This is a genomic window from Affinundibacterium macrobrachii (assembly GCF_014652415.1).
GTDB lineage: Bacteria > Pseudomonadota > Gammaproteobacteria > Burkholderiales > Burkholderiaceae_D > Undibacterium > Undibacterium macrobrachii.
The window spans coordinates 1,271,397-1,288,970 of sequence record NZ_BMYT01000001.1 but is presented as its reverse complement, the minus strand read 5'-3'; the positions used below and the strand labels follow the sequence as shown (position 1 = coordinate 1,288,970).

At 44.4% G+C, this 17,574-nt stretch carries 15 protein-coding genes; 6 read left to right on the top strand and 9 right to left on the bottom strand.

Going from position 1 to position 17,574, the window contains the following annotated elements:
• Window positions 1-269 precede the first annotated feature (269 nt).
• A complete protein-coding gene (locus tag IE103_RS05665) occupies window positions 270-2,438 on the bottom strand; it encodes a S9 family peptidase (protein ID WP_189344974.1) in 2,169 nt (722 codons plus the stop codon).
• Between the two features lie 166 nt (window positions 2,439-2,604).
• Here IE103_RS05665 and IE103_RS05660 point away from each other — a divergent pair, with 166 nt between their 5' ends.
• Window positions 2,605-3,324, top strand: coding sequence for a glycine zipper 2TM domain-containing protein (locus IE103_RS05660; protein WP_189344973.1), 720 nt, complete (start codon window positions 2,605-2,607; stop codon window positions 3,322-3,324).
• A gap of 75 nt (window positions 3,325-3,399) precedes the next feature.
• Here IE103_RS05660 and IE103_RS05655 read toward each other — a convergent pair whose 3' ends face one another.
• From IE103_RS05655 to IE103_RS05635, 5 genes are all read right to left on the bottom strand, one after another.
• Complete coding sequence (locus tag IE103_RS05655) at window positions 3,400-3,708, bottom strand: single-stranded DNA-binding protein (protein ID WP_189344972.1); 309 nt, start codon at window positions 3,706-3,708, stop codon at window positions 3,400-3,402.
• Window positions 3,709-3,844: 136 nt separating this feature from the next.
• Complete coding sequence (locus IE103_RS05650) at window positions 3,845-4,231, bottom strand: VOC family protein (RefSeq protein ID WP_189344971.1); 387 nt, start codon at window positions 4,229-4,231, stop codon at window positions 3,845-3,847.
• A gap of 127 nt (window positions 4,232-4,358) precedes the next feature.
• Window positions 4,359-4,745 (bottom strand): Imm10 family immunity protein, encoded by a 387-nt coding sequence (locus tag IE103_RS05645; RefSeq protein WP_189344970.1) that lies wholly within the window; start codon window positions 4,743-4,745, stop codon window positions 4,359-4,361.
• Window positions 4,746-4,809: 64 nt separating this feature from the next.
• Window positions 4,810-5,790, bottom strand: coding sequence for a hypothetical protein (locus IE103_RS05640; RefSeq protein WP_189344969.1), 981 nt, complete (start codon window positions 5,788-5,790; stop codon window positions 4,810-4,812).
• A gap of 46 nt (window positions 5,791-5,836) precedes the next feature.
• On the bottom strand, window positions 5,837-6,154 hold the full coding sequence (locus IE103_RS05635) for a DUF2695 domain-containing protein (protein ID WP_189344968.1): 318 nt from the start codon (window positions 6,152-6,154) through the stop codon (window positions 5,837-5,839).
• A 449-nt stretch (window positions 6,155-6,603) separates the two neighbouring features.
• Between IE103_RS05635 and pgmB the strand changes: the two genes are divergently transcribed.
• The 4 genes from pgmB (at window position 6,604) to IE103_RS05615 (ending at window position 12,415) form a co-directional block, all read left to right on the top strand.
• Complete coding sequence (gene pgmB / locus IE103_RS05630; RefSeq protein ID WP_229827088.1) at window positions 6,604-7,293, top strand: beta-phosphoglucomutase; 690 nt, start codon at window positions 6,604-6,606, stop codon at window positions 7,291-7,293.
• Window positions 7,294-7,401: 108 nt separating this feature from the next.
• Window positions 7,402-9,714: a family 65 glycosyl hydrolase domain-containing protein gene (locus tag IE103_RS05625; RefSeq protein WP_189344967.1), complete on the top strand. Its 2,313-nt coding sequence runs from the start codon at window positions 7,402-7,404 to the stop codon at window positions 9,712-9,714.
• A 244-nt stretch (window positions 9,715-9,958) separates the two neighbouring features.
• The gene (locus IE103_RS05620) at window positions 9,959-11,587 is read left to right on the top strand and encodes an alpha-amylase family glycosyl hydrolase (protein WP_189344966.1); all 1,629 of its coding nucleotides are present in this window, start codon (window positions 9,959-9,961) and stop codon (window positions 11,585-11,587) included.
• 129 nt (window positions 11,588-11,716) lie between these two features.
• The gene (locus IE103_RS05615) at window positions 11,717-12,415 is read left to right on the top strand and encodes a thiol:disulfide interchange protein DsbA/DsbL (RefSeq protein WP_189344965.1); all 699 of its coding nucleotides are present in this window, start codon (window positions 11,717-11,719) and stop codon (window positions 12,413-12,415) included.
• A gap of 108 nt (window positions 12,416-12,523) precedes the next feature.
• On the opposite strand, the gene IE103_RS05610 is transcribed toward IE103_RS05615, so the two are convergent.
• The 3 genes from IE103_RS05610 to IE103_RS05600 all read right to left on the bottom strand — a co-directional run bounded on the left by IE103_RS05610 (window position 12,524) and on the right by IE103_RS05600 (window position 15,659).
• Window positions 12,524-13,648: a beta-ketoacyl-ACP synthase III gene (locus tag IE103_RS05610; protein WP_189344964.1), complete on the bottom strand. Its 1,125-nt coding sequence runs from the start codon at window positions 13,646-13,648 to the stop codon at window positions 12,524-12,526.
• A gap of 136 nt (window positions 13,649-13,784) precedes the next feature.
• Complete coding sequence (locus IE103_RS05605; protein ID WP_189344963.1) at window positions 13,785-14,405, bottom strand: YitT family protein; 621 nt, start codon at window positions 14,403-14,405, stop codon at window positions 13,785-13,787.
• Window positions 14,406-14,660: 255 nt separating this feature from the next.
• Window positions 14,661-15,659: a tetratricopeptide repeat protein gene (locus IE103_RS05600; protein WP_189344962.1), complete on the bottom strand. Its 999-nt coding sequence runs from the start codon at window positions 15,657-15,659 to the stop codon at window positions 14,661-14,663.
• Window positions 15,660-15,950: 291 nt separating this feature from the next.
• Between IE103_RS05600 and IE103_RS05595 the strand changes: the two genes are divergently transcribed.
• Window positions 15,951-17,267, top strand: a complete 1,317-nt coding sequence (locus IE103_RS05595; protein WP_189344961.1) for a hemolysin family protein — start codon at window positions 15,951-15,953, stop codon at window positions 17,265-17,267.
• Window positions 17,268-17,574: the final 307 nt, after the last annotated feature.

Genomic DNA, 17,574 nt, shown 5'->3' with positions numbered 1-17,574 from the left:
AATAAATGTCTATTTTTATCAATACTTTTTAAGTAGTCGTTGTTTTAAATGAAGCTAAAGCGTTCTTTATGGGATGTAGTGAGCGGTCGATATTGGGTTTTATTCTGTGTACCGTGTTGGGAACGGCTATCGATGCTTTTGTGGCGATCTTGATCAATCGATTTGAGATAAAAAAATGCCAGCACTAAGGCTGGCATTCGGCTAACAATAAGCTAGCATTTTAAGTCTCTAATTTATCTCGAAAAAATTAGAGCGATTCTGGGTTGGCGTTATTCCGTGATACCCCATTGCGACAGCATCCAAGCAAAATTAAATGCACCTTCTTTAATCGCATCGTAACGCCCCGACGCGCCGCCATGTCCGGCAGCCATATTCGTTTTCAATAGAAGTGGATTATTGTCGGTTTTATGCGCACGTAATTTAGCAACGTATTTTGCAGGCTCCCAATACATCACCTGACTGTCATTTAAACCGGTCGTTACCAACATCGCTGGATAGGCTTTTTTCTCGATATTGTCGTAAGGAGAATAGCTGCGCATGTAGTCGTAGGCCGCTTTGTTGTTTGGGTCACCCCACTCTAGATATTCACCTGTAGTCAACGGCAAACTAGCGTCCATCATGGTGTTCATGACATCGACGAATGGCACCGCAGCATGGACAGCTTTGAACAAATCAGGACGCATATTTACAACTGCGCCCATTAATAAACCGCCAGCACTACCACCTTGAATAATCAATTTATCCTTGCTAGTCCATTTTTCTTGAATCAAAAATTCCGCAGCGGCGATGAAGTCAGTAAAGGTATTTTTCTTCTTCATCAACATACCGTCTTCGTGCCAGCGCTCACCTAAATCTGTACCACCACGGATGTGTGCTTGCACATAAATCACACCACGATCAAGCAAGCTTAAGCGGCTCAAAGCAAAAGTCGCCTCGGTAGAAATGCCGTAGCTACCATACGAGTACAATAGTGTAGGTGCGGTGCCATCAAATTTAACGCCTTTTTTGTAGACTGCCCATAAAGGCACTTTGACACCATCTTTGGCCGTCGCCCACAAGCGACGCGCTTCATATTTGCTCGCATCAAAACCACCGACGACTTCTTGTTGTTTCAAGATCGTGCGTTCACCCGTCGCCATATTTACATCCATCACCATTGGTGGCGTGGTTGGCGATTGGTAAGACATACGCAATTTTTGTGCAGTGAATTCAGGCGTGCCTGCGCTATTTGCTAAATACACTTCATCATTGAACTGCACGCTCTTCCATTGTTTGGTTTTGAAATTGAAGATGCGGGTACGATTTAATGCTTGCGTTTTTTCGGTAACGGCCAAGTAATCTCGGAACACTTCATAGTTGCCAACCAAGACATTGTCGTCATGTTTAACTACTTCTTTCCAATTTTTCTCAGTTGGATTTGTCAGCGGTGCTGTAACAATGCGGAAATTTTTTGCATTTTTATTGGTGCGGATATACAAGCTACCATCGCGATGTTCCACGTTGTAGCGATGTCCTTTTTCACGTCCCAATACCGATTTAAAATTCGCTTGCGGTTGATTTGCAGGTAGTAACCACGCTTCGCTGGTATCTGTTGCGTATGCTTGCAATTGAATGAACTTACGGTCTCGGCTTGTACCAACGCCAATGCTAAATTGCTCAACCTTTTCATGATAAATTTCGTTCGCTTTGTCGCCCAGTATCAAACGGAATAAACGATCAGAACGTTTGGTCGTGGCATCTTCTTGCACATAGAACATGGTTTTGTTATCTGCCGCCCATGCCATACTAGTCACTCGCTCGGCTGTATCTTTGAGCAGCTCTCCAGTTTTCAAATCTTTGATTTGTAATTTGAATTGACGGTAGCCTGTAGTGTCGGTTAGATATGCTAAATAACGATCATCTGGGCTAACGGAAGTGCCCGCCACCATGAAGAATTTCTGTCCTTTTGCCAATTCATTTTGGTCTAATAAAACTTCCTCAACCGCTTTTTCATCATAGTTGAGTTTTGCGTCAGCGAGGCGACGGCAATTAATCCCATATTGTTTGCCAGCTTCGGTGCGTGAATAGTAGTAGTATTTTCCGCGACGTACAGGTACCGATAAATCGGTCTCTTTCATGCGCCCCTTAGTCTCAGCAAACAACTTATCAGCAAGTGCTTGCACGCCAGATGTCATTGCTTGGGTGTAGGCATTTTCTGCATTCAAATAGTCGATGACCTTGGGGTCTTCTTTCTTTTGTAGCCAGCGATAATCATCGGTCACGGTTTCGCCGTGACGCACTTCAGACCAATTGGATTTAGCTGCGATTGGGGGAACAGGCATCGTTGTCATTGGTGCTTTAACTGTTGGAGGAACGTTTGTTTGAGCATTGATATTGGCGGAAGAGCTTAATGCAATTACGAATGTGGCGCCTAATACGGACCATGGATGTAGGGACATAGAAATCCTTATAAATAAAACAGTGAGACTCGCATCTTATGAGAGTTTTGTATAGAGTTCAACATCGATATTTTTTGTAAGAACAATTGGTCGAGATTTATGTTAGTCAACCAGGCATTAGGTATTGCCGTTAAACTCTTACTTCTAACTACAAAACGAGTACAAAATGAGTGATCACCAGAAAAAATCTCTTCATCCTTTAATCGCGGTCGCTGCTGGCTCTGTCATTGTATTCAGTTTGGTGGGTGTTGCTGCGATGACAGGTTTGTTGCCTAGTTCGAATGGCGAGCCCCAGCTTGAGGTCGATAAGCAGATCGCCAGTGTAAGTGACAGTGGCACCGTTTCTAATGTAGCTGATGCTTCGATGGTTGATGTAAAGAATGCTGAAAAATCCGCGACAGCACAAGTTGTTCAGCCTACATCTACTCCTGATAGAAGGCAGAGTTCGACCAAGACAGAAGGCAAGGCTGCGAATCAAAATTCTACACAAGCAGCATCGCAGAAAATTTCGTCCAATTCTATTGCTGAAAAATCTGAGAAACCGATTTGCCTTCAATGCGGCACGGTCGAGTCTGTACGCAGTATTGAGCAAAAAGCAGAAAAGGGAAGTGGCGTCGGCGCAGTCGCTGGAGCGGTGATCGGTGGCGTGATCGGTAATCAGATTGGCGGAGGTAATGGCCGTAAGTTAGCGACGGTTGCTGGTGCGGTTGGTGGTGGTTATGCGGGCAATGAAATTGAAAAGAGCCGCAATACACGAATCACATATGAGGTTCGTGTTAAGTTGGAAAACGGTGAAGTGCGTACTTTAAAATCAGAGAGCGAACCTGAGTGGCGTAGTGGAGATCGCGTGAAACTTGTAGATGGACGCTTGGTTCGTAACGATTGATCTGTTGAAAATCTTTAGAAATCCTCTAAGAATAAACGGCGACATGATTGGGCTTCAGTTCAAAGTCGCCGTTTTTTAATTGTCTTTGCGTGCAGCTAGCTTTTGTATGCTGTGCGCAACCAAATCTAAGGCAGGGCGCACATTGCCTTGCTTATCAGTCCAGACCTTGGGTGTTAGCGCACCGGATACACTGACACTCGCACCATCTTCCAGTTGTAGTAGATGGGCGCAAACGGCGTCATGAAACGCAATCACATTGCAAATAATATTGTCACCATCATCGGTCATCGCTTTGATTTTGCAAGTAACGTAAACAGAACCAGCATGGCCTGTTCTCTGTTCGGCAATACCGTGCAGGCGTCCAGCGATTAATGCATCGATCATAGATAAAGATTCCTTAAAATCAAATGGGCTCGCATTATAGTACGCCTTAGTTAGTCTTACGCAGCCATGGTTAATCTTGGTCAGCTCAGCGGCACCTCGCAAGCAGACATTTGTACGCGATGAAAAGTGATGAAATTCACTGACCTTCTGGAGGCTGCCATAGTTCGACTTTGTTTCCCTCTGGGTCAATCACCCAAGCGAATTTTCCGTATTCGGACTCATCGATTTTATCGAGCACCTGACAGCCTTCTTCTTTCAATAATTTGACTAAGCCATGCAAATCTTCGACGCGATAATTAATCATAAAAGCGGAGGAGCTAGGCGCAAACGTATCGCTTTCTCTCGCCGAGATTGACCAGATTGTTGAGCCACCAGTCGGTCTACCTTCTTCATCAGTCCACGAGAACGCGGTGCCACCCCAAGACTGTACATCAATGCCAAGATGGCGCTTATACCAAGCGTGTAGAGTTGGTGCATCGTTTGCTTTGAAGAAAATGCCGCCTATGCCAGTGACGCGTTTCATATAGCTACTCCGAATTGTGTGTTGGAAAGTCTAATTGTGGTCGACCTGAAGCGAAAAGTCATGCGAATGTTTGATTGCATGTGTGAGTTGTAGGCTTTTCTCACAACGCAGGTGATGAAATGATCGTTTATATTTTTAAACAATTGCTATTCTCAAAAATTTTTTGCAGCGCTTGTTTGAGTGATTCAAACTGATTTTCGTCAAGCTTGAAGCTGATTGATATCTGATGTAAGTCGTCTAATTCTGCACTGACATCGGGATCGAATATGAGTTCTGCCAAGTTACGATGTAAGCTGAATTGACTAATGCCTCCATAACCTGAATTCTCTTGATTACACCATTCGACATAATAGGTATCCATACCAAGCTCGCGATCTTGCTCGTCGTATTCATACGCACGTTGCAGCATCAAATAAATTTGTGCTGCATCTTGATCGGCGAAGCCCACTAAATGACCCTCGCAATTCGGGTCTTGCGTGACAACACAATTTGCGTGAAATTTGAAAGTACTCATGCTATGTTCTCTTCATACTGAATGTGTAGCTTGTTTATGGATTGTTATGGATTGTCAAGGATTGTTATGGATTGTGTCCGGTCAATTTTAATGAACGTAACTTATCCTCTATGATTTTGATTGATTTGATTCTGTCGAGTCGATGTTCCCAATCTTTCGCCGCCTCAGCTTGTTGACCTTGCCATTCAAGTGTAGAAAATGCCATTTGCCGCAAAGTCTCATCGCATTTGTTCTTCACTTTGATTTCGGCAAACGTTAAAGCGAGAATCATATCTGCACGAACATCCTCTTCTATCGATGCAAATGATTCGTAGCCCCATTGTTTTGCGAGCAGTTCAAGTAGTTTTAGTGGGTTTGATTTTGGATGTGCTTCTATCCACTCCAAATATTCAGCGAGTACGTCAGCGCCGGTATCATTGCCATGCGGAGAGAAATCGTTACAGTCGTCCCAAAAAAACACTGAATCAAGGGTGTGAATTGCATCTGGATGAAAGCAGTCCCAGTCAATGTCTAGGGTTTCCCAGAGTGAGTCGCTAGAAAGTGATGCTTGTGCACGCATCTCCAATTCTTTCAACAATTTTTGTAGGGCGCTTAGTGATGTCGGTAGTTCGCTCTTTTTTTTCTCGCAGTAGTTTAAGAAAGCACCGACATCAAATTGATCCGCAGCCGTGATCCGTTTTTTTATCAACTGCAAGGCGTGACAGACTTCTTCGACTCCAGCTTGAAATAAGGGCAGAGATATTTTTTCCGCAGATTTCCAATCTCTTCCATCCATTAATTCGCTGGCGATCTCAATTTCAAAAAGTCGTTTTGATTTTCGGAAAGTGACCTTGGGCAGTGATGCCCGATAAGCTTGATGTAGTTCCAGCAATCCCCGTAAACCTCGTTTTGCTGGACCAGAATCATGAAAACAAAGTGTGATCGTAATCTCTTCAACTGCGTCGCCAAAGTTCGGTGCATCAGTTAGCAAAAAGTCGCCTATGGGGGAAAGCGTACTATGTGCGCCGTGCGTATCGTAAGACTTTGCGAGTATGTGTAATTTCATGTTGTGAAGTTCACTTCAAAAAATTGAAACTGTTAAGTTTGTTTTTTTAAGTTCGAACGCGATTTTCATGCCAATGCATAAATGTATTCGCAGCAATTTCGCAATCACAATAGCCACCATGTTGATTGCACCAATCGAGTAATCCATCGGCGTCTTCTTTTGCTAACCGCATCGCTTGAATGACATGCAAAGCATGCCGAATATCATGAAAGCATCCATGCTTAGCTCTTAGCTTTTCTAACATCTCAAAAAACTCTTGTAATCTCGAATCAGCTAGGGGGAACAAGTTTTGCGCCTTCATGCGTTCACCTTCACGCCAAGCTTTGAGTTTGGCTTTTTGAGCTGATTTATTGGCTTTGTTCATAATTTGAATCGTGTCAATGTGGAAGGAACATTACAAGAAATTTTTCAAATCAATTTATGTGCGATTTCGAAGTTGATTGCTGAGTAGAGTGACAAAAAAATAGATTCCTATGCTTTGTATCAATCCAACTACGATGATGCCGAGTAGCAGTGCATCGTACGGCAGATTGATGCCTGATTGCCTAAATCAATAAGAGATTTGCAATAAATAATATTACTCTGAATTGCAATAATGTAACAATTAAAATTCAAGCTACTGTTGAAGATTTCTAATGCGTTGCCTTTTAAGCTTGATTCTAATGAGACGGTGATCAAGCCTTCTCTCTGTAATTGAATAAAACAACAAAAGAAGCGCTTTTTTTCTTTACTTTTCAAAGCGCTTTGAATTAAACTTTGCGTAAATCCAAAGCGCTTTGAATTTTGTTGTCGAAAAAGTTCAAGCAAAATCAATTGAGCGCTATTTATTTAAATTTGTTGACGCTTAAGCCTATGAAACCAGCCTGCATATTTGATCTCGATGGAGTAATCGTAGATACCGCTAAGTATCACTATTTAGCGTGGAAGCGTTTGGCGAATAGTTTGGGGTTTGATTTTACTGAGCATGACAATGAACAACTCAAGGGCGTGAGTCGAATTGAATCCTTGAAGTTGATTTTGCGCTTAGGCGATAAGCAATTGGATGCGGAAGAGTTTGAGGCTGCGTTGGTGCGTAAGAACGCTTGCTACTTGGAGTACATCCAGCAAATTGGTCCAGAAGAAATCTTGCCAGGAGCCGCTGCATTTTTAAATTCAGCGCGAGCACAAGGCATGAAAGTAGCTTTGGGGTCAGCGAGCAAGAATGCAGTGCTGATCTTAGAGCGCATTCAATTACTCGATCAGTTTGATGCGATTGTCGATGGCAATAAAGTGAGTAAAGCAAAGCCAGATCCCGAAGTATTTTTAAAAGCGGCAGAAGAGTTAGGTGTGGCAGCTAGCGATTGCATTGTGTTTGAAGATGCTGTGGCGGGTGTTTTGGCAGCGCGTCACGCGGGTATGAAAGTGGTGGGAATTGGTGCTGCGAATGTGCTCGATCAAGCGCATTTTGTATTGCCGAATTTTGCGGGATTGAGCATTACTGATGTGCTCGCTAAATTCGCGTAATTAGTTGTAACTAGTCGTTACCAGTGCCGATTCAAACTTCGATGCAGAGAAGACTTCGGAAAAGAACTCAGAAAAGAAATTAGTTAGACCAATACGGATGAGATAGCGATGAGAGACTACATCAAAAAAGACCCTTGGAATATTATCGAAGAAGGCTTTGATCCTGCTTTGAATCGTATCTCCGAAAGTATTTTTTCGATAGGCAATGGCAAGATGGGCCAGCGCGCGAATTTTGAAGAAAAGTATAGCGGTAGCAGCTTACGCGGTAGCTATGTAGCGGGCGTTTACTACCCCGATAAAACACGCGTAGGTTGGTGGAAAAATGGCTATCCAGAATATTTCGCGAAAGTTCTCAATGCGACCAATTGGATAGGCATTAACGTCAGCATTGATGGTGAAGAGTTAGACTTGGCGACAGCACAAGTCACTGGTTTTAAACGTGTACTGAATATGCAAGAGGGCATCTTGCAGCGTAGTTTCGTCGCTACGCTCGCTTCTGGTAAGCAAGTCGAAGTGCAAGCTACACGTTTTACAAGCATTGTTGATACGGACAACGCAGTAATTCGTTATACCGTGAGAGCGCTCAACTTCAGCGGAAAACTCACGTTTTCACCTTTACTTGACTTGAATGTCGTCAACCAAGATTCCAATTACGACGAACAATTTTGGATCGAAATTTCACGTACTGCAGCGCAAGGAAGTGCAGCGATCACGGGTGAGACTAAGAAGACAGCTTTTCACGTTGCCTGTGCATTTAAGTTAGCGCTGGAGCATGATGGTGATGATGCGTCTTACACGATCGCACCGTTTTCTCAAGAAAAGCTAGTCGGCAATACAGTTAATTGCAATATAGAACAAGGGCAATCCGTTAGCCTGATTAAATATGTCGCCGTGATTTCTTCCTTGTATGCAGATAAGGCGACGATACAAGCAAATGCAGAAACTTCTGCGGCTGCTGCTTATAGCAAAGGTTTTGCCACGATGCTCAGCGAGCAGCGTGCTGCTTGGGCGCAAAAATGGGCAGAGTGCGATATCACAATTGAAGGCGATGTCGCGGCTCAACAAGCGATACGCTTCAACATCTTGCAGATGAATCAAACCTACACAGGTGAAGATGAGCGCTTGAACATCGGTCCGAAAGGATTCACAGGTGAAAAATACGGCGGTGTGACTTACTGGGATACCGAAGCTTATTGCTTACCGTTTTATCTGAAAACCGCTGATCCTAAAGTAGCGCGTCAATTGCTCGTGTATCGCTATAAGCATCTCGGTCGCGCGATTGAAAATGCCGCTAAGCTGGGTTTTAAACATGGCGCGGCTTTGTATCCTATGGTGACCATCAATGGTGAAGAATGCCATAACGAATGGGAAATCACTTTCGAAGAAATTCACCGTAATGGTGCGATGAGTTTTGCGATTTACAATTACATCAATCACACCGGTGATGTCGGCTATTTGGCGGAATACGGTTTGGAAGTGTTGATCGCAATTTCTCGTTTCTGGCGTCAACGTGTGCAATGGTCAGATCGTCGGAATGGCTACATCATGCTGGGCGTCACTGGACCGAATGAGTACGAAAATAACGTCAACAATAATTGGTACACCAACTTGCTGGCGCAATGGACTTTAAACTACACCCGCGAATCTCTAGCACAAGTTAAAGCAAGTGATCCAGAGCGTTACGCCGAGATTGTCGCCAAAACTCAATTTGGTGGCCACGAAGACGAAGAGGCTATCTGGGCAGATGTGGCGGCAAAAATAGTGTTGCCAGTGGATGCGCCAACCGGTGTGTTTATTCAACACGATGGTTTTATGGATAAAGAATTGCTGCAAATGACAGCGATTCCTAAAGGCGAATATCCAATTCATAAACACTGGTCCTGGGATAGGATTTTGCGCTCTTGCTACATTAAGCAAGCCGATGTATTGCAAGGGATTTATACCTTTGAAGCGAACTATGATAAAGAGACGATCAAAAAGAACTTTGATTTTTATGAGCCGCTGACCGTACATGAGTCTTCGCTGTCGCCATGTATTCATTCGATTTTAGCGTCCTCATTAGGGTACGAGGATCTGGCATATAAATTCTATTTGCGTACCGCGCGTTTGGATTTAGATGATTACAACCATGACACCGACGATGGCCTGCATATCACCTCGATGGCGGGTACGTGGATGTCGGTGGTGGAAGGTTTTGGTGGCGTGCGTGTGCGTCAAGGCGTGCTGCATCTGAATCCAAGTTTGCCTAAACAGTGGCAAGGCTATTCTTTCCGTATTACTTTCCGTGGTAGTTTGTTGAAAGTGACAGTTGCAAGTAATACGATCATGATAGAAAATGAATCCGACTTGGGATTAATGCTGTATGTCAGTGGCAAAGAAATGCGCATTCCGGCGCGACAGCTATTGACAGTAGCGCGTTAGTTTGGTGTAAGCTACTCATTGACAAGTATTTGATACAGTATTTATTGTTACAGCCTTATTACGGTATTTCTTGCTCACATCGGAGGGGTAATCAGCTCGATGATGAGTTTCGGCTCCCTCCTTACGAGAGTAAGTGAGGGGCTTTTTTTATCTACGATATGTTTGTTTCGGTGACGATAACGGCAAAGCTTAATATTAATCGTCATTCCTACTACGAAGTGTCATCTGTTAAATCGCACGACCTATGATTCCTACTCAGCATCCAAATTGGTGGCGTGAAGCCGTCATATATCAAGTTTATCCGCGTAGTTTTAAGGATAGTAATGATGATGGTATTGGCGATCTACGCGGCATTACACAAAAGCTCGATTACATTGCAAGCTTGGGTGTTGATATCGTTTGGATCTCTCCTTTTTTTACTTCGCCAATGAAAGATTTTGGTTACGATGTCGCCGATTATTGCGATGTCGATCCCATATTCGGCAGCCTAGCTGATTTTGACGCATTGATCGCGCGTGCGCATGCGCTAGGTTTAAAGATTATGATAGACCAAGTCTTATCGCACACCGCTGAGACGCATCCGTGGTTTATTGAAAGTCGTAGTAATCGACATAATTCCAAGGCAGATTGGTATGTCTGGGCTGATCCAAAACCAGATGGAACGCCGCCGAATAATTGGCTGTCGATTTTTGGTGGATCAGCTTGGCAGTGGGATACACGTCGCTGCCAGTACTATTTGCATAATTTCCTTAGCAGCCAGCCGGATATGAATTTTCATCATCCCGAGGTGCAACAAGCACATTTAGAAAATATGCGTTTTTGGTTGGATCGCGGTGTAGATGGCTTCCGCATGGATGCATGTATTTATCATTTTCATGATCAGCAATTGCGTGATAATCCGGTCGCAGAAAAACGTAATACCGTGAATGTTGCAGCGTCTAATCCCTACGGTATGCAAGCCCACATATTTGATAATTCCCGTCCAGAGAATTTAATTTTTCTGGAAAGTGTGCGTGCTTTGTTAGATGAATACCAAGCGATTTCGATTGGCGAAGTTGGTGCGGACGATGCGCTCGAAGTGATGGCGCAGTACACCGAAGGCGATAAACGTTTGCACATGGCCTATAGCTTTAATTTGTTGACAGCAGAATTTTCTGCCGCACATATCCGGCGACAAGTTGAGGCGTTTGAAGCACGAGTCAAAGATGGCTGCGCCTCGTGGTCGGTTGGGAATCATGACGTGGCTCGCGTAAATACGCGTTGGGGAGGCCGCGATGCCAGTGCCGCATTTGCCAAGATGATTTTGACTTTGCAATTGACGTTGAAGGGCACACCTTGTATTTATCAAGGCGATGAATTAGGTTTGACCGAAGCTGAGCTAGCTTATGCGGATTTGCAAGATCCGGTTGGGCTGACTTTCTGGCCAGAATCCAAAGGTCGAGACGGTTGTCGTACGCCTATGGTGTGGGATAGTGAGCAAGCATATGCAGGATTTTCTAAGGCCAAACCGTGGTTGCCTGTGCCAATGGAGCATTTGAGTTTGGCTGTATTTGAGCAAGAGAAGGATGCGGAATCTGTCTTGAATTTTGCGCGCCGCGTGATGCGTTGGCGAAAGAGTATTCCGCAATTACTGCGTGGCGATATTCAATTCTACGATGTGCCAGAACCTTTATTGGCCTTGAGTCGCCAATCCGATGCCGCTCCTGCTTTAGTCGCGATATTCAATTTATCGCCTGATCCTCAAAGTTTCGAGTGTCCATTAATTCAAGACGCAATCGCATTGTCTGGTCATGGCTTGGCAGGGCAAAAAGAAGAGGCTCGTTTATTGTTGCCCGCGTTTGGCGCGTGGATAGGTGTCAAACGCCATCTTTGAGTTTGACTGCACGCGCTAAGGTCAATTGTAAGTCAGATTTGCGCGTCACTAGAATGGCATCCTGAAGCATGCACGCGAAACTATATTTGCGTTTATACTGAGTTTTTGTTTGCTTCTATGGATAAAAATATGTCGCCTATTCAAATTAACAGACGTCGGTTTTCTCAATTGATTGCAGGAACTGGATTGGGTTTGCTGAACTTGGCAAGCAATGCCAGCATTCTTAAACCAGAGGCTGGTAAGGAATATCGATTGCTGTCGCAACCGCAAGCCGCCAATGCGGGAAGCAAAATTGAAGTGATAGAATTTTTTGCTTACTACTGCCACTTTTGTCACCATTTAGAACCTAGCCTTGCGGAATGGGTAAAGAAAAACAGCGATAAAATTGCGTTCAAACGTATCCATGTTCTGAACCCTGGTGCTGAGACTCAGCAAAAATTATTCTTTGCGCTAGATGCGATTGGTAAGACAGAAGAATTACATAATCAAGTGTTTGATGCTTATCATGTGCAACGTAATCGCCTGATGACGGATGAGCAGGTACGTGATTTCATCAATAAAACGACGATCGATAAAGCAGCGTTTTTTAGTGCGTATAACTCATTTACGATCAAGACTAAACAAGCACGTGCGCCACGCGTGATGTCGGATTATGAAATCAATTCTTGGCCGACTTTGATTGTCGATGGACGTTTTCAAACCTCTCCATCGATGGCCGGTAGTGAACATGGCCGACCAAGTGAAGATCAGGCTAATCAAGCATTGTTCCCCGTATTGGATTGGTTGGTTGCGCAAGCACAAAAAGATAAACTGACAGCACCGAAATAGGTGGAACGCGGTGTAATTGCGAACCAGTAAGAACGCATAAAAAAATGCCAGCCGGAGCAGTTGTTTGTCTCCACCGGCTGGCGTTTTTATTTGGTGCTAGTGTCGCTTTTAGTTGAGTTTCTTCACCACCACACAACCGATTGAATAACCTGCGCCAAAAGAACAAATGACGCCAACTGCATCTTTGACTAAGTCATCTTGATGTTTGTGGAAAGCGATGATAGAACCGGCGGATGAGGTGTTCGCATAGATATCCAAAATCGTCGGTGATTCTTCTGGCGTTGCGTCGCGTCCTAAAATCAATCGAGCAATCAAAAGATTCATATTCAAGTTCGCTTGATGCAACCAGAAGCGTTGCACTGTGTTGACATCTAAGCCCGCTGCTTGGACTGTATTGGTGATGGTCTCCGCAGCCATAGGGCAAACTTCTTTAAAAACCTTACGCCCTTGCTGGCGGAATAATTTATCCGCTTTGCCGATACCGCTTTCATCCGCACGATTTAAAAACCCAAAGTTGTTGCGAATATTATTGGAGAATTGGGTTTTCAACTTCATACCCAAAATTGCAAATTGGTGAGAAGAAGTCGCTAGATCAGCGCGTTCTAATAAGATCGCCGTACATGCATCGCCAAAAATGAAATGGCTATCGCGATCGCGCCAATTTAAATGTCCGCTCGTAATTTCAGGATTAACCACCAACACAGCTCGTGCTTGACCACTTTGAATTGCGCTCATGGCTGCTTGTATGCCAAAAGTGGCGGAAGAACAGGCAACGTTGATGTCGTAGCCGTAGCCATCGATGCCAAGTGCATTTTGGATTTCGACTGCCATGGCCGGATAAGCGCGTTGCATATTGCTCGCCGCGCAAATAACGGCATCGACATCGGCGGCGGTTTTTCCTGCACGTTCCAGCGCTTGCTTCGCTGCCGCGACCGCCATTTCGCACATGATGGATGGTTCATCATCACTACGCTCTGCGATATGCGGCACCATGCGATGAATGTCGAGCACACCTGATTTATTGATGACATAGCGTGATTTGATACCAGAAGCCTTTTCAATAAAGGCTTCACTTGATGGTTCGAGTGCAGTGATTTCGCCAGCCGCAATAGCTGCGGCATTATCCTGATTGAATTGTTCAACATAGGCGTTGAAGCTGGCGATTAATTCTTGGTTGGAGATAGATTCGGTCGGCGTGTATAGACCTGTGCCGCTGATGACGACTTGATTCATCTGGGTTTCCTCGGTTGGCGTAGTGAATTGCAGCGCTTCTGTAGGCGGTGCTTAGCACACCGATTTTACACGGGTATTTTGTAAGTGCTTTAAATATGGGCAAAACTTAGAGGAAATATTCCAACCAATACCGATATTAAACCGCTAAATATCTGCCAGGCCGATGATTGAGCATAATCGCCAAGTTGAGCACGACCGCGCCAAGGATAGACGCGAGCATGGCAACCGGTGAGACCACTAAAAACGAGGCGAGGACGATGCAAAGATCAATACCCATTTGGATTTTTCCTGCGCGTAAACCATGCTTTTCTTGCAGATACAAAGTCAGAATATTAATACCGCCTAAACTGGCTTGATGGCGGAACAAGACAATAAAGCCCACTCCCATTAAAGAGCCACCAATTAAGGCAACGTAAAACGGAGTGAGTTGACTAAGTTGCACCATTTTCGGATGTAAGCCAGACATCACTGAAACCAAGCCAACTGAAATAAATGTTTTGAGTGTGAAACGCCATCCCATGCGCTTCCAAGCCAGCCAATAGAAAGGCAAGTTCAAGACGAAAAATACCGAACCGAAAGAATAGTCGCTAGCGTAATGAATTAGAAATGCTAAACCTGCAGTGCCGCCTGTGAATAAGCCGGCTTGATTAAATAAGGCAACGCCGAGCGATACCAACAATGTTCCCGTCAAGATCGCCAATACGTCTTCAAACAAATTATGTGGGACGGCAACAGGTGGGCGTGGTGGGGTAGACATTGCAGATTTCATGGTCAAGCGAATACTAAGCAAAATAGGAAAGATTGCGCATTGTAATTTGCTTGTCGCCCGAAAAGGCGCTTGGTGGCGTCTTTTCAGGCTTTACTTGATACGTGTCAAACTGCCGCGGTGATTGACTTTGTTGGCATCGTTTAGACCAGATTGGTATTGCGAGGAATATGGCAGAACCTGCAACTTTTAGGGCAGCGGTTGTGCGGCGCTAATGTAAGTATGCAAGTAAATTTATTTATCCTGTTAACCTTTTAAAGCCTTTAACTGTTCTTCGGCATCTGCTTTGGTTTTTTTCGCTAACTCCGGTTTGAAACTAAGTGCTTTCTCAAATGCAGCGATGGCTTTGATTTTGTCACCTAAGCTTTGCCATGCTTTGCCTAAGCGGTACAGCACATTCGCATTGGCTTCGATTGCTAATGATTTTTCTAAATGTGGTAAGGCGTCTTTGATTTTGCCTTGTTCTTGCAGTGCCTTACCGAGACCGTAATAGCCGTGAATCGAGTCAGGAAAGCGATTGCATAATTCTTGAAAAATCTTCTCAGCTTGCGCCATTCTTTTTTCCGTGATCAGTGCATGACCGATCCCAGATAAGACATTGCGCTGATGTTTAGCCAAGGCTTCTGACTGCGTCGTATTTACCGCCAATGCGACTGAACTTGCGCGATCAAAATTGTCCTCATATAAGTCTAAAGAGGCTTGCAGTAACGCGCCTGCCGATGGACTGACTTTAATTGTCTCGACTATTAAGTCTTTTGCCTTGTCTTTACCGCCACCAACAAAACTAGGTGCTTGTAGGTAGAACTGCATTAAGGAACTACGCGCACTGAAATTGTTGGGATCGAGTTCAATCGCTTTGCGGAAAGAGTCGCGAATTTTGCCAACGTAACTGATCGCTGACATCACGCCGCCGCGCATCGCTTTGGTTCCTAGCACATTGCCCAAGGCTTCATGGCATTCAGAGTTTTTGGGATTATGCGCAATGCATTGTTCAGCGATTTTGCTCGCTTCATCAAGTCGATTTTCTTTGCCTTCAATCAAAATCAATTCGGTTTTTGCCACAAGCGCGTCAGGATTATTCGGCTCCGTTGCTAATTTAAGGCTAGTGGCTTTCTCTACCTCGGCATATTTTTTCGCTTTGATTAAGGCTTCGTATTCATGTGCGTGTGCCTGCTGGGCGATGATGCTAAAGCCAATTGAAGTGAGTAATGTGAGTAATAAAGAGTCGCGGACGATTGTGTTCATTGTGCTATTCCATTAAAAAATGACAATTGAATCAAGTGCTTGAATGCTGAGGAGTGTCACTTTTGCATTAACGATTGTCAATAGAAATGCGATGACACAGAATTTAACAATCATGAAATGACAAAATCGCGGCGTGAACGGGAGTTATTTCCGAAATTGATGTACTGATGGGGGGGATCGCCTTACGAGCTGGCGTTTAGTCAGGATTGATTTGTGCTTCTATGGTTTTTGCCACAGAGTTGTCGTATTTCTAGGGTAAAGTAACGGTTGTTCATTTTTGAAAGCAAGGCGTTGGATAATATTTTGTATATCGTCGCAGCAATTTTCTTGGTGCTGTTGAATGGCTTTTTTGTTGCTGCGGAGTTTGGATTAGTCAAATTGCGGGCAACGCGTGTGCGCAGTTTAGCCAAAGTGGGCGGCTTACGTGGGCGCTTATTGGTTGCCGTGCATCAGAATCTGGATGCTTATTTGTCTGCTTGCCAACTGGGTATTACCTTGGCTTCGCTTGGTTTGGGTTGGGTCGGAGAACCTGCGTTTGCGCAAATCTTAGAGCCTTTATTGACCGCAATTGGTATCGAGTCCGCCGAATGGATTCATAGCATCTCCTTATTTTTTGCCTTTTTTGTTATTTCCTTCTTGCACATTGTGGTCGGTGAACTCGCACCGAAATCGATGGCGATTCGCACCCCAGAGCGCGTCTCTTTGTGGACTGCTCCCGCCTTATATTTGTTTTATTGGATGATGTTCCCGGCGATTTGGGTGCTGAATAAAAGCGCTAATGCGGTGCTGCGTTGGTTGGGGCTGGATGCTAGTCATGGCAGCGATGCGCACTATTCGCCAGAAGAATTGAAAATGATTTTGCGTGGTAGTCACGCTAGTAAGCAGTTGACGCCAGACGAATGGAGCATCATGGCGCAGATGCTCGATTTTGGTGATCTTGAAATTTCTGATTTGATGCGACCCATCAATGAAGTTGTGGCGATGTATAAAGACGTCAGCTTAGAAGAAAATATGGCGACGGCGGCGCGCAATCGATTTAGCCGCTATCCGTATATCGATAGTGATGGTGAAACGGTATTGGGAATGTTGCATTTGAAAGATTTATTTTTGGCGCAGCAGAGCGGCAAATCTTTAGATGACTTATCGAAGCATTTACGTCATGTGGAATACGTGCCGCCAAATACCCCTGCATTAGAATTATTCCGCCGCTTCCGTAAAGGTGCGCCGCACTTCGCAATGGTAGGGTATCGCGATAGTAAGCCGGTTGGCTTTCTCACTTTAGATAATTTATTAAGTGCCTTGGTTGGTCAGATTCGTGATGAGTTCCGTCAAAACGATAACGATTGGACGTTATTAGATGATGGCACATTGATCGGTAAAGGTAGTTTGCCTTTGTTTACATTAGGAATTGCGCTAGGCATTGATCTTGATAATGAAGAAGTTGAATCCATCGGCGGCTTGATCATGCAAGTGCTAGGGGATTTGCCAGAAGAGGGGCAAAAGATTGAGTTTCCGCAATTTGACGTGGTGGTGAAGAAAATGAATGGACCAAGAATCATTTTGGTGCGCGTCCATCCAAAGCTCGGGCGCTCTGAATACGAGCATTAGTTTTTGCTGAATTGTGTTTGAGGCTTTGTACTCGAATCGGTGGTTTTGCGGAAATTGATAGTGGCAAGGATGCTGTACGTACAGCATCCTTTTTTTGTATCTAGAAGCTTCAAAATAGCGGATTTTCGTGTTGTTGTTTTTGCACACTGAAACTAGACAGTTTTCTTGTTTTCGATCAAGGTGGTGAGCCGTTTAGCTGCTATAAACAAAGGAGATACGGTGCCTTTTAATGAATAAAATGGTACCTAGAGCGGCTCTTTGTTGTGTGTTATTTTTTTGCAATTTGTCGACTGTGATCATCAATAAT